We start from the raw sequence: 12,368 nt of genomic DNA on the forward strand, positions 1-12,368 counted from the left end.
GAATGCGTTGAGCGGGGGCCCCTCCTTGCACCTCAGTCGGTGAGGCGGTGGCGGTTGGCCTCGATCCAGGCATTGAGGGCGGCGGGGTCGTCGGGGTCGACGCCGTCGGCCATCAACTGGGCGACGGCGGCGGTGGCCGGGCTGCGCCGCTCACCGGTGCTGTAGAGGCGGGCGAACTCCGGCACCAGCTCCTCGATCGCCCGGTCGGTGTCGGCCGCCGCCCGCGCCGGCAGCCCTCGCAGCCGGGCCGTGTACGCCGCCCAGCCGCGCAGCACCCGGGGCAGCAGGGCCGCGTCGTCCATGTCCAGCACCGCCCGGCGGTGCACCCAGTCCAGCAGGAACAGCTCGGCGACCATCGGGCTCCACCGCAGCGGGTCCGCGTCGGGGAAGGTCGCCGCGTGGTCCAGCAGCAGGCCGAGGCAGAAGTGCAGCGAGGCCAGGTCGTCGCCGTCCACCGCGTCCAGCCCGAACCGGGCCGCCTCGGGCGCGGCGAGGAAGGCGCGGACCAGGGCCGCCCGGTCGACCTCCGGCGGCGCCGGCAGCGCGGGCATCGGCCCCGCCGGCAGCAGCGCCAGCCGGGCGCCGGCCAGGGCCCGGTCGGTGGCGAGTGAGCCCTCGGCCGGCAGCTCCTCGAGGTCGTCGGTGACGGCCAGGTGGCGGGAGACCTCCGCCCGCATCCGGGCCGGGTCCTCCTCGCGGAACCAGGTCAGCTCGTCGGCGGTGCAGAGTTCCCGGGCCTGTTCGACCACCCGGCCGGCGGGACCGCCGACGAAGATGTCCTTGGCGATGCCGATGTTGTGGTCGACGAGGGCCACCAGTGCGTGCTCCGGGCCGCCCTCCTCGTCGTCGTAGGCGAAGGTGGCCAACCAGGAGGTCTGGTCGCCGTACACGTCGCCGTAGCACCAGGCGCCGGTGAGCCGGACCCGGCCGAGCTGGCCGGCCCAGGCGGGCGCCAGCGCGCCGGCGCGGACCCGGCCGGCCCCCTCGGCTTCGGGCACCAGCGCGGCGAAGACCGAGCGGATGGTGGCGGCGGCGGCGCTGCGCCGCCGCGCGGTGGCGACCAGGAAGCCCGCGACGAACTCGCGCAGCGCGGTGTCGCGGTCGTGTTCGGCGACCGCGTACACGCTGCCGAGCAGGGCGGTGCCGAGCATCTCCGCGTCGAGGGCGCAGTCCAGCCTGGTCACGTCGCGGGCGGCGTGCAGCACCGCCTCGTAGGGAGTCTGGGGCGTGGCCATGGCACCGACCCTACGCCGGGTCGCCGTGATCGCCAGTGCAGCGGTCGGCCCGGGTCGCTGCGGCGCGGGCGACGATCAGCGGCGAGCGGCGTCCCGGAGCGCCTCCCGGGCCCGCCGGTAGCGGGCCAGCACGTCGCGGACCGGGGCGAGCACGTACCCGTCGCCCACGGTGGCGACCGCGCCGGTGAGCCGCCGCTCCGCCCGCCGCCGGGCCCGGCGCGCGGCCCAGCCGATCACCGGCCGGGCCAGGGCCGCCAGCAGCAGCCCGGCGAGCAGACCGCCGAGCAGCAGCAGGGTCGGCAGCGGCACCTCGCCGACCCGCGGATTGTCCAGCGGGGGCAGGCCGAGCGCGCGCAGCGCGTAGCCGAGGAGCAGCCAGCCCAGCCCGGCGACCGCCGCGAGGGTGACCAGCCACTGGAGGCCGCCGACGAGCCGCCACCACACCGGCCGGCGGTCCATCCCCAGGTCGGTGCCGGCGACCGCGCGGTCCAGCGCGTCCGGCAGGTCGCCGAGGCGGGACCGGGCGGCGGTGGTCACCGCGCCCGGCCAGGGCGCCGGCAGCCCGGCGCCGGCGCGGTCGGCCACCGACCGGACGGCCAGCCCGAGCGCCGAGCGCTGGGCGGCGGTTGGATCGGGTACGGAGGTGGCCGCGACCAGGCTCTCCGCCGGCGCGTCGGCGGCCGGGGCGGGGCCGCCGGGCAGGTGCAGCCGGCGCAGCGGATCAGGCCGCAGCTTCCGCCAGCCGCGCACCAGCGGCCAGCCGGTCGAGCCCACCGCCCGGTGCCGGTACGCCGCCCGCACCGCGTCCGCCACCGCCGGCACCCCGGCCGCGCCGGCCAGGGCGCGGTTCAGCTCCCGGGTGGCCGCATCCTCCGGCCCGGCGTCGGGCGCGTCGGCGCCCACCAGCTCGGACAGCTCGGTGACCACGGCGTCCACGTCGCCGGAGAGCCGGCGCAGCGCCGCCTGCCGCTCAGCGACCGCGCGTTCCAGCGCCGCCCGCAGCCCGGCCAGCCCGGCCGGTTCCACCGCCACGGTGGACAGCAGCGGGACCCCGTCCAGCCCGTCCGCGTCGAGCAGCCGGCGCAGGTCCGCCAGCACCCGGGGCAGCTCGGCCGGCGGCAGCCGGTCGGCCTGGTTCAGCACCACCAGCGTCACGTCCTTGTGCCGGTGGAACTCGCGCAGGTAGCTGGTGTGGATCACCCGGTCGGCGTACTTCTGCGGGTCGACCACCCAGACCACCAGGTCGACCAGGCCGAGCAGCCGGTCCACCTCCAGCCGGTGCGACTGCTGCACGGAGTCGAAGTCGGGCAGGTCGAGCAGGACCAGCCCGTGCAGGTCGGACTCGTCGTCGGCGTCGAGCGCGCTCTCCCGGACGAACCGGTGCCGGGGCAGCACGCCGACCCAGTCCAGCAGCCGGTTGGCCCCGTCCAGCGGACCCCAGACGCAGGCGTGCGCCACGCCGGTGGTCGGCCGGCGCACGCCGACCGGAGACAGCTCCAGCCGGGCGAGGGCGTTGAACAGGCTGGACTTGCCGCTGCCGGTGGCACCGGCCAGGGCGACGACGGTGTGGTCGCGGGACAGCTCCAGCCGGGTGCCGGCCCGCTCGACCACGGTGTGCGCGGGGACCAGTTGCCGGTCGGGCAGTTGGCCGTCCACCGCGTCGAGGAAGCGGCGTACCGCGTCGAGGCGGGCGACCAGCTCGTCGGCGTCGACCCGCTGGTCACCCCGGAACGCCTCGCGCATCCGGTCGACGAAGTTGGTCACCGGGCGCCACCCTCACGAGCCGTCCGGTCGGGCCGGGCGTCGCCGTCGGCCCGGGTCAGGCCGCTGCGGTGCCGGGCGACCTCGACCCGCTCGGCGACCGCGCGCAGGGCCTCGCCCGTGTCGGCGGGCGGCCGGGCGGCCGCGGTGCGGCCGAGGAAGCGCTCGGCCTCCTCGTCCAGCAGGCCGCGTACCCGGTCGAGCAGGTCCGCGCGGGCCTTGCTGGCGAGGGTACGGACGGCCTGGTCGCCGAAGATCGCCTGGAGCACGGCCTGGGCGGCGACCGTGGTGCCGGCCCCGGTGGCCACCTCCAGCCCGGTCGGGATGAACGCGGTGGAGGCGAAGACCGCGATCATCACGGCCAGCCCGGTGGCGTTGACCGCGTACGCCGCGGTGCGCGCCACGAACCGCCGGTCGCCGCCCTCGGCCCGGACCAGGTCCAGCACCCCGCGCTGCCAGTCCCGGATCAGCCGCTCGGCCCGGGCGGGCAGGTCCCCGGCCGGGTGGGCCAGCGGCTCGTCGAGCAGCGCGGCGCCCGCCGGGTGCGCCTTCCACCCGGTGTACGCGTTCTCGGCGGCCTCCGCGGCGACCCCGCGCAGCAGGGTGACCAACTGCGACTCGATGGCGTTGGAAAGCTCGTCGGCGGGCGCGGGGCGCCCGGTCACCGCGGCGACCAGCCGGTCCCGCCACCGGCCGATCCGCGCCTCCAGGGTGCGGAAGAACTCACCGGTGCCGACGAACTCCTGCCAGCGGGCCAGCACCTCGCCGCGCAGCAGCCGGCCGTCGGAGAGCCCCTGCTCGACGGTGCGGTGGGCCGACCGGTACGCGGCCCGGACCCGCTCGTCCAGCGCGTCGGCGGCGGCCAGCTGCTCATCGGCGGCGTCGGCCAGGCCGGCCACGGCCGGATGCAGCGCGGCCAGTGCACCGTCCAGGGTCTGCCGGACCACCGCGGCCCGCGCGTCGGCGTCGGCGGCGAGCCGGGCGAACCAGGCGCCCAGCGGCGCGGTGACCTTCTCTGGCAGCAGCCCCTGCCCGTCCACCCAGGTCTCGGGGAGGACGAAGAGCGGGGCCGTGTCGAGACCCTGGGCGGCGAGCATCTCGGACAGGTGGGCGGCGATCTCGTCGGTCGCCTCCGGCGGCACCCGGTCGAGCACCATGGCGATCACCGCGCCCCGGGCCCGGGCGCTGCGCAGCAGCTCCCAGGGGACCGCGTCGGCGTACCGGGCGGCGGTGGTGACGAAGAGCCAGAGGTCGGCGGCGGCCAGCAACTGGCCCGCCAGGGCCCGGTTGGCGTCGACCACCGAGTCGATGTCGGGGGCGTCGAGGAAGGCCAGCCCGGCCGGCAGCGCGGGCGCGGTGACCAGGTGCAGGGTGCCCGGGTCCTCGCTGGGCTCGTTGGTGCGGGTGAGGCCGGGCAGCAGATCGCCCTGGCGGAACCAGCCGGAGTCGGCCGGGTTGCAGACCAGCACCGGGGAGCGGGTGGTGGGGCGGAGCACCCCGGCGGCGCTCACCCGGGCCTGCACCAGGCTGTTGACCAGGGTCGACTTGCCGGCGCCGGTGGAGCCGCCGACCACCACCAGCAGCGGGGCGTCGAGCCGGGCCAGCCGGGGTAGCAGGTAGTCGTCGAGCTGGTCGGTGAGGCCGGTGGCGGTGCGCCGGGCTGGTTCGGCCGAGGGCAGCACGAGCGGGAACCGCGCCGCGCCGATCGCGGCCCGCAGGCCGGTCAGCGCGGCGGGCAGGCCCTCGCCGGTGTCGCCGATCGGGCCCTCCGACGAGCCGGTGCGGGCGGCGACGGCGGGCGTGCCCGGTGCGGTGGCGGAATCGCCGTGCGTCGTCACCGCTAAAGCGTGCCCGACCGATGCAAGGGAAGACAACCGGACGGTAATAACGGTCGGGTTGCGTCGGGTTGACTCAACCTCGACTTGCGGTTTGCGGGAGCCGTGGCACTATTGAGTCAAGTTCACTCAACTTGTGGTGTGGTCGCTGCGGGCGGCCCGCCGGGCAGGCCCTCCGACCTGCCCACCGTTACGAAGCGAGGAAGCGAAGATGGCACGTGCGGTCGGTATCGACCTCGGCACGACGAACTCCTGCGTCAGCGTTCTCGAGGGCGGTGAGCCCACCGTCATCGCCAACGCTGAGGGCTCGCGGACGACCCCGTCGATCGTCGCGTTCGCCCGCAACGGCGAGGTGCTCGTCGGTGAGGTCGCCAAGCGCCAGGCGGTGACCAACCCGGACCGGACCATCCGGTCGGTCAAGCGGGAGATCGGCACCAACTGGTCCGTCGACATCGACGGCAAGAAGTACACCCCGCAGGAGATCTCGGCGCGCACGCTGATGAAGCTCAAGCGGGACGCCGAGGCGTACCTGGGCGAGCAGATCACCGACGCGGTGATCACCGTCCCCGCGTACTTCAACGACGGCCAGCGCCAGGCCACCAAGGAGGCCGGTGAGATCGCCGGCTTCAACGTGCTGCGGATCGTCAACGAGCCGACCGCGGCCGCCCTGGCGTACGGGCTGGACAAGGGTTCCAAGGAGCAGACCGTCCTGGTCTTCGACCTGGGCGGCGGCACCTTCGACGTGTCGCTGCTGGAGCTGGCCGAGGGCGTCGTCGAGGTCAAGTCGACCAGCGGTGACAACCAGCTCGGCGGCGACGACTGGGACCAGCGGATCATCGACCACCTGGTGAAGACCTTCCGGGGCGAGCACGGCATCGACCTGGCCCAGGACAAGATGGCCCTCCAGCGGCTCCGCGAGGCGGCCGAGAAGGCCAAGATCGAGCTGTCCGCGGCTACCACCACCAACATCAACCTGCCGTACATCACGGCCGGCGCCGCCGGGCCGCTGCACCTGGACGTGACCCTGAGCCGGGCCGAGTTCCAGCGGATGACGCAGGACCTGCTGGACCGCTGCAAGGGCCCGTTCGAGCAGGCCGTCAAGGACGCGGGGATCAAGGTTTCCGACGTCGAGCACGTGATCCTGGTCGGCGGCTCGACCCGGATGCCGGCCGTCACCGAGCTGGTCAAGCAGCTCACCGGCAAGGAGCCGAACAAGGGCGTCAACCCGGACGAGGTCGTCGCCGTCGGCGCCGCCCTGCAGGCCGGTGTGCTCAAGGGTGAGGTCAAGGACGTCCTGCTGCTCGACGTGACCCCGCTGAGCCTGGGCATCGAGACCAAGGGTGGCATCTTCACCAAGCTGATCGAGCGCAACACCACCATCCCGACCAAGCGCTCCGAGGTCTTCACCACGGCCGACGACAACCAGCCGTCGGTGCTGATCCAGGTGTTCCAGGGCGAGCGGGAGATCGCGGCCTACAACAAGAAGCTCGGCACCTTCGAGCTGACCGGCCTCCCGCCGGCGCCGCGCGGTGTGCCCCAGATCGAGGTGACGTTCGACATCGACGCCAACGGCATCGTGAACGTGCACGCCAAGGACCTGGGCACCGGCAAGGAGCAGAAGATGACGATCACCGGCGGCTCGTCGCTGCCGAAGGACGACATCGAGCGGATGCGCCGGGACGCCGAGGAGCACGCCGAGGAGGACAAGCGTCGGCGCGAGGAGGCGGAGACCCGCAACCTGGCCGAGGCGCTCCAGTGGCAGACCGAGAAGTTCCTCGCCGAGAGCGGCGACAAGCTGCCCGGCGAGAACCGCGACCAGCTCAACGAGGCCCTCGGTGAGCTGCGGAGCGCCCTCGGCGGCCAGGACATCGAGAAGATCAAGGCCGCGCACGAGCGGCTGGCGCAGGTCTCCCAGCAGGCCGGTTCGCTGCTCTACTCGCAGCAGCAGGCCGAGCAGGGTGAGCCGGGCGCGGCCGGGCCGGGCGCCGGCGCCGCCGGGGCGACCGGTGGCCCGCAGGCCGGCGGGGCCGACGACGTGGTCGACGCGGAGATCGTGGACGAGGACAAGGACAAGAAGTGACATCGCGTCCTGAACACCCGACCACGGCAGAGGGATGAGGTAACCGCATGACGGAGAAGCCACGAGCCGCCGACCCGGAGACCACCGGGTCGGCGCCGGGTGGCTCCGCGAGCGCCGGGAAGAAGTCCTCCGGCGAGGAACCGCGGGTCGTCATCCGCAACAACCGCAAGATCGGCAAGGCCGAGGAGAAGCCCGCCGCGGCCGACGCCGGGTCGGACGCGCCGGCCGAGGGGCTGGTCGAGGAGGGCGAGGTCGTGGTCGACGAGATCGAGGACGACGCCTCGGTCTCCGGCCCGCCGGTGGTCGACGCCCCGGCCACGCCGAGCGAGGAGACCCGCCCGGCCACCGCCCCGCTCGGGGCGGAGCTGGAGGCGCTCCGGGCCGAGCTGGACGAGCGGACCCGGGACGTGCAGCGGGTGTCGGCGGAGTACGCCAACTACCGCAAGCGGGTGGACCGGGACCGGGGCGTGGTCACCGAGCAGGCGACCGGCTCCGTGCTCGCCGCGCTGCTGCCGATCCTGGACGACCTGGACCGGGCCCGGGAACACGGCGACCTGGTCGGGCCGTTCGGTTCGGTGGCGGAGCAGCTCGTCACCGCGCTCGGCAAGTTCGGGCTCACCCCGTTCGGCGAGCAGGGCGACCCGTTCGACCCGACCCGGCACGAGGCGGTGGCGCACCAGACCTCGGCCGACGTGACCGAGCCGACCTGCGTACAGATCATGCGCCGGGGCTACCTGCTCGGCGAGCGGCTGCTGCGACCAGCGCTGGTCGCGGTGGCCGATCCGGAATAGTGCACGACCGTGTCCTGGTCGTCCCGGCCCGTCGGTGGCCGGGGCGGCCGGGGCACGTCACTCGGAAGGGGGTGGACCGGTGAGTTCCAAGGACTGGATCGAGAAGGACTTCTACGCCGTGCTGGGCGTGGAGAAGTCCGCCTCCTCGGACGAGATCAAGAAGGCGTACCGGAAGCTGGCCCGGGAGTCGCACCCGGACCACAACCCGAGTGACCCGAAGGCCGAGGAGCGGTTCAAGGCCGTCTCCGAGGCGTACGCGGTGCTCGGCGACGACAAGAAGCGCCGCGAGTACGACGAGATGCGCTCGCTGTTCGGCTCGGGCGCGTTCCGGCGCAACGCCCGCGCCGGCGGTCAGCCGGGCGGGATGCCGTTCGACGTCTCCGACCTGTTCGGCGGGGCGGCCGGCGGTGGCGACGCCCGCTTCGGCGGCGGGGGCGGCTTCACCGACCTGTTCAGCTCGCTGTTCACCGGTGGCGGTGCCGGCCCGGGTGCCCCCACCCGCCCGCGTGGCCCGGCCCGGGGGCGGGACGTGGAGGCCGAGGTCGCGCTCGACTTCGGCGACGCGGTACGCGGGGTCACCCTCCCGCTGACGCTGCGCGCCCCCGGAGTCTGCGACACCTGCGGGGGGAACGGGGCGAAGCCCGGCACCGCGCCGGTGACCTGCCCGGTCTGCCACGGAGCCGGGGTGACCAACCGCAACCAGGGCTCGTTCAGCTTCTCCGAGCCGTGCCGCAACTGCCAGGGCGTGGGCACGATCGTCGAGGAGAAGTGCCCGGAGTGCCACGGCACCGGCGGGGTCACCAAGACTCGTACCCTCAACGTCCGCTTCCCCGCCGGCGTGGCCGACGGCCAGCGGATCCGGTTGGCCGGGCGGGGCGAGCCGGGCGAGCGGGGCGGGCCGGCCGGTGACCTGTTCGTGCATGTGAAGGTCCGCCCGGACGAGTTGTTCGGGCGTACCGGGGACGACCTGACCCTGACCGTGCCGATCACGTACGCGGAGGCGGTGCTCGGCACCGACCTGCGGGTGCCGACCCTGGACGGCGCGGTGACCCTGCGGGTGCCGCCCGGCACCCCGGCGGGCCGGGTGCTGCGGGCCCGGGGCAAGGGAGTCGTCCGCCGCGATGGACAGGCGGGCGACCTGTTGGTCACCCTGGATGTCGTGGTGCCCGCGAAGCTGTCGGACGAGGCGCGGGCGGCGCTGGAGACGTTCGCCGAGCAGACCCCGCCGGCCGCCCGGGAACATCTCGATGCGCGAGTGCGTCGAGTCGGTTGACCCAGGGACAGGTGCGGAGGTGAGCGGGATGTCGAGCGAGTACGCCGGTTCGGATGACCCTGCCTACGAGGCCAAGGTGCTGATGATCTCGGTCGCGGCGCGGATGGCGGGGATGCACCCGCAGACCCTGCGCCAGTACGACCGGCTCGGCCTGGTGCAGGCCGGCCGGGCATCCGGCGGCGGCCGGCGGTACAGCGTCCGGGACGTGGTGCTGCTGCGCGAGGTGCAGCGACTCAGCCAGGACGAAGGGGTCAACCTGGCCGGGGTCAAGCGGATCATCGGCCTGGAACGGCTGCTGGAGCAGGCGCAGCAGCGGGTGGCCCGGCTGGAGGCGGAGCTGGACGCCGCGTACCGGCGGATCGCCGAGCTGGAGTCGCTGGGCGGGTTCCCGCGCGGCGACCTGGTCCCGACCAACCGCACCTCCACCGCGCTGGTGGTCTGGCGCCCCCGCCGCGAACGCTGACCCGCTCGCCAGCGGAGCAGGCAGCACCGCTTGGTGCTGCCGGCAGCATCGCCCGGCGCCGTCGGGCGGCATGACGCTGGTGAGCCTGATACCTCTGAGGCATTTTGATACCTCAGAGGTATCACAGCGTTCCAGGTGCCCGCCGGCCCGGGCCCGGACCCCGCCCGGACCCGGACCCGCGCAGGCCCGGACCCCGCGCAGGCCCGGACCCCGCGCAGGCCCGGACCCCGCGCAGGCCGGCGTGCGTCCCCGGATCCCCGGTTCTGCTGCGCCGGCTCGGCCGACGCCACTAGCCTCAAATCAGGTTCAACCAACTCAATCCGGACTCCGATGGCGGGGGGAGCCATGACGGAATCGGCGAAGAAGGTTGCCCAGCAGGCGGAGGACCAGCTCGAAAAGGTGGCCCAGGACGTCCGGGAGAGATTCGACCGGATCACCGAGGGTCGCTTCACCGACCGGATCACGAACGGCAGGTTCGCCGACCAGGTCGACCACGGTATCGACCAGGGTCGCCGGGAGGTGAAGAGCCGCGAGCAGGGTGGATCGGAACGCTGACGATCCACCGAGTACGGGCCGGGACCCACGGGGGGTCCCGGCCCGTACGCCGATCTGAGCGCAGTCAGCGGAGCCGGCGGTTCTCCCGGACCAGGCCGCCCTCGCACCAGTCCCGGTAGACGAACAGGTCGGGCCGGTCCAGCAGCGTACGGCTGTTGTGCGCCCAGAGGCGCATCGGTTCGTCGCCGTACCGCTCGGCCCGGCCGATCAGCCTCCGGAGGTGCCGCTTCGGGTGGGCCCGGAACTTCGTCTGGACGCCGTCGGCCGCATAGATGTAGAGGCAGTGCAGGGCGAACCGGCGGGCCGGGCAGGCCGGTTCCATGGCCAGCTCGAAGAGGGTCGGGATCAGGTGGGCGCCGGAGACGAGGAGGTCCCAGTTCGGCGGCAGCGAACTCAGCGGCACCGAATCGGGACGGTACGCCCACGCCCGCAACTCCCCCGGCGACGGGTCGACGGGGTTGGCGAAGCCGTGGAACGTCGACTCCTGCACGTTCAACGGGCCAACCTTCCGGTTTCGCTCGCGGGGCACCGGGCACCCGCAGAGCCTGGCTGCTGGGGCGACACGGTAGCGCGGCCCCGGGGCGCGACGGAAGACCCGGACCGGCCGTGGTGGGTCGACCGGACGGCCGACCCACCCGGGGTGCTCAGTCCCGAACGCCCACCGGCTGCGGTTGCTGGTTGGCCCGCGCCCGCTGCCGCAGCCAGGCCTTGAACCAGGCGAGGTCGGGCAGTCGGGCCAGCACCGGCCCGCTCACCACGGTGATCAGCACGTACGCGGTGGCCAGCGCGGCCAACCGCGGCTCCACCGTGCCGGCGGCCACCGCCAGCCCGGCGATGACGATGGAGAACTCACCGCGCGGCACCAGCGCGAAGCCCGCCCGCCAGCGGCCCGGTTCGGCGATGCCCACCCGCCGGGCCGCCAGGTAACCGGTGAGCAGCTTGGTCCCCATGGTGATCACGGCCAGCGCCAGCGCGGGGAGCAGCACCGGCGGCATGTCCCGAGGGTCGGTGACCAGGCCGAAGAAGACGAAGAAGACCGCCGCGAAGAGGTCCCGCAGCGGGGAGAGCAGCTGGGTGGCGTGGTGTGCCACCGGCCCGGAGAGCGCGATGCCGACCAGGAACGCGCCGACCGCGGCGGAGACCTGGAGCTTGGCCGCGATGCCCGCGACCAGCAGGGTCAGCCCGAACACACCGAGCAGCAGCGCCTCCGGGTCCTTCGCCGACAGCGCCGCCGAGATGAGGTGGCCGTACCGGATGGCGACCACCAGCACGACGACCACGGTGAGCACCGCGACGCCGAGCGCGATGCCACCCTTGACCAGGCCGACGCCGGCCAGCAGTGCGGTGACCAGCGGCAGGTAGAGCGCCATGGCCAGGTCCTCGATGACCAGTACGGAGAGGATCACCGGGGTCTCCCGGTTACCCACCCGGCCCAGGTCGCCGAGCACCTTGGCGATCACCCCGGAGGAGGAGATCCAGGTGATGCCGCCGAGCACCACCGCCGCCACCCAGCCCCAGCCGAGCAGCAGCGCGAAGCCGAAACCGGGCAACGCGTTGAGCACCGCGTCGATCAGGCCGGCCGGGGCGGCCGAGCGCAGGTTGCCGACCAGTTCGTTGGCGCTGTACTCCAGGCCGAGCATGACCAGCAGCAGGATCACGCCGATCTCGGCGCCGACGGCGAAGAACTCCTCGCTGGCGTCCAGCGGGAGCAGGCCGCCGTGGCCGAAGGCGAGCCCGGCGAGCAGGTAGAGCGGAATCGGGGAGAGGCCGAAGCGCCGGCTGAGCCGGCCGAGCATGCCGAGCAGCAGCAGGAGCGCGCCGACCTCGATGAGCAGGATTGTGGTTTGGTGCATACGTTCAGCCGTCCGGAGTCTCGGCGAGGATCGCGGTCACCCCGTCGAGGCCCTGGCGGGTGCCGACCACGACCACCACGTCTCCGGCCGCGAAGCGGAAGGTGGGGTCCGGCGACACGTTGACCTCGCCGTGGCGGAGCACCGCCACGATCGAGGCGCTGGTGCGGGTACGTGCCCGGGTGTCGCCCAGCGGCCGGCCGACGTACTTCGAGCCGGCCGGGATGACGATCTGCTCGGTGAGCAGACCCGCCGCCTGGTCGCGCAGGCCGGCGAGTTGGCCCAGCATCAGGGACGCGCCGAGGATGTCGGCCAGCGCTTCCGCCTCGTCGTCGGTGAGGGGGATGTCGTGCTGGCAGGAATCGGGATCGTCCGGGTCGTACAGGACGAGGTCACGGCGGCCATTGCGGTGGGAGACCACGCCGAGCCGGCGGCCGGATTCCGTCATCAGGTCATGACGTACGCCGATTCCCGGGAGGGCAGTCTGTTCGACACGTACTCGCACGCCGGTGAGGTTACCCTGCG

At 73.9% G+C, this 12,368-nt stretch carries 11 protein-coding genes; 5 read left to right on the forward strand and 6 right to left on the reverse strand.

The features are described 5' to 3' along the window. Positions 1-32: 32 nt before the first annotated feature. The 3 genes from AB0H57_RS10630 to AB0H57_RS10640 form a co-directional block, all read right to left on the reverse strand. Positions 33-1,235: a hypothetical protein gene (locus AB0H57_RS10630; protein WP_357504858.1), complete on the reverse strand. Its 1,203-nt coding sequence runs from the start codon at positions 1,233-1,235 to the stop codon at positions 33-35. Positions 1,236-1,310: 75 nt separating this feature from the next. Further along, entirely contained in the window at positions 1,311-2,978 is a 1,668-nt protein-coding gene (locus tag AB0H57_RS10635) for a GTPase (RefSeq protein WP_357504938.1), read from the reverse strand. A gap of 17 nt (positions 2,979-2,995) precedes the next feature. Beyond that, the gene (locus tag AB0H57_RS10640) at positions 2,996-4,834 is read right to left on the reverse strand and encodes a GTPase domain-containing protein (RefSeq protein ID WP_357504860.1); all 1,839 of its coding nucleotides are present in this window, start codon (positions 4,832-4,834) and stop codon (positions 2,996-2,998) included. 208 nt (positions 4,835-5,042) lie between these two features. On the opposite strand from AB0H57_RS10640, the gene dnaK reads away from it, so the two are divergent. From dnaK to AB0H57_RS10665, 5 genes are all read left to right on the forward strand, one after another. Further along, positions 5,043-6,911, forward strand: a complete 1,869-nt coding sequence (gene dnaK / locus AB0H57_RS10645) for a molecular chaperone DnaK (RefSeq protein ID WP_357504862.1) — start codon at positions 5,043-5,045, stop codon at positions 6,909-6,911. A 47-nt stretch (positions 6,912-6,958) separates the two neighbouring features. Further along, positions 6,959-7,702 carry a nucleotide exchange factor GrpE gene (gene grpE, locus AB0H57_RS10650; RefSeq protein WP_357504864.1) on the forward strand — a complete coding sequence of 248 codons (744 nt, stop codon included), beginning with the start codon at positions 6,959-6,961 and terminating at the stop codon, positions 7,700-7,702. A gap of 79 nt (positions 7,703-7,781) precedes the next feature. Then, the gene (dnaJ, locus tag AB0H57_RS10655) at positions 7,782-8,975 is read left to right on the forward strand and encodes a molecular chaperone DnaJ (RefSeq protein ID WP_357504866.1); all 1,194 of its coding nucleotides are present in this window, start codon (positions 7,782-7,784) and stop codon (positions 8,973-8,975) included. Positions 8,976-9,003: 28 nt separating this feature from the next. Then, positions 9,004-9,438, forward strand: a complete 435-nt coding sequence (locus AB0H57_RS10660; RefSeq protein ID WP_357504868.1) for a MerR family transcriptional regulator — start codon at positions 9,004-9,006, stop codon at positions 9,436-9,438. 345 nt (positions 9,439-9,783) lie between these two features. Next, complete coding sequence (locus AB0H57_RS10665; RefSeq protein ID WP_357504870.1) at positions 9,784-9,993, forward strand: hypothetical protein; 210 nt, start codon at positions 9,784-9,786, stop codon at positions 9,991-9,993. A gap of 64 nt (positions 9,994-10,057) precedes the next feature. Here AB0H57_RS10665 and AB0H57_RS10670 read toward each other — a convergent pair whose 3' ends face one another. From AB0H57_RS10670 to AB0H57_RS10680, 3 genes are all read right to left on the reverse strand, one after another. After that, a complete protein-coding gene (locus AB0H57_RS10670; RefSeq protein ID WP_357504872.1) occupies positions 10,058-10,489 on the reverse strand; it encodes a hypothetical protein in 432 nt (143 codons plus the stop codon). A 148-nt stretch (positions 10,490-10,637) separates the two neighbouring features. Continuing rightward, positions 10,638-11,846, reverse strand: coding sequence for a cation:proton antiporter (locus AB0H57_RS10675; protein WP_357504874.1), 1,209 nt, complete (start codon positions 11,844-11,846; stop codon positions 10,638-10,640). 4 nt (positions 11,847-11,850) lie between these two features. Then, entirely contained in the window at positions 11,851-12,348 is a 498-nt protein-coding gene (locus AB0H57_RS10680) for a TrkA C-terminal domain-containing protein (protein ID WP_357504876.1), read from the reverse strand. Positions 12,349-12,368: the final 20 nt, after the last annotated feature.

This window comes from Micromonospora sp. NPDC050686, assembly GCF_040654475.1.
In the GTDB taxonomy this organism is placed as follows: domain Bacteria; phylum Actinomycetota; class Actinomycetes; order Mycobacteriales; family Micromonosporaceae; genus Micromonospora.

Bases quoted from the DNA above. Each gene is read 5' to 3' on its own strand.
- AB0H57_RS10630 (WP_357504858.1), bottom strand. From the start codon at position 1,235: ATGGCCACGCCCCAGACTCCCTACGAGGCGGTGCTGCACGCCGCCCGC.
- AB0H57_RS10635 (WP_357504938.1), bottom strand. From the start codon at position 2,978: ATGCGCGAGGCGTTCCGGGGTGACCAGCGGGTCGACGCCGACGAGCTG.
- dnaK (WP_357504862.1), top strand. From the start codon at position 5,043: ATGGCACGTGCGGTCGGTATCGACCTCGGCACGACGAACTCCTGCGTC.
- grpE (WP_357504864.1), top strand. From the start codon at position 6,959: ATGACGGAGAAGCCACGAGCCGCCGACCCGGAGACCACCGGGTCGGCG.
- AB0H57_RS10660 (WP_357504868.1), top strand. From the start codon at position 9,004: ATGTCGAGCGAGTACGCCGGTTCGGATGACCCTGCCTACGAGGCCAAG.
- AB0H57_RS10665 (WP_357504870.1), top strand. From the start codon at position 9,784: ATGACGGAATCGGCGAAGAAGGTTGCCCAGCAGGCGGAGGACCAGCTC.
- AB0H57_RS10675 (WP_357504874.1), bottom strand. From the start codon at position 11,846: ATGCACCAAACCACAATCCTGCTCATCGAGGTCGGCGCGCTCCTGCTG.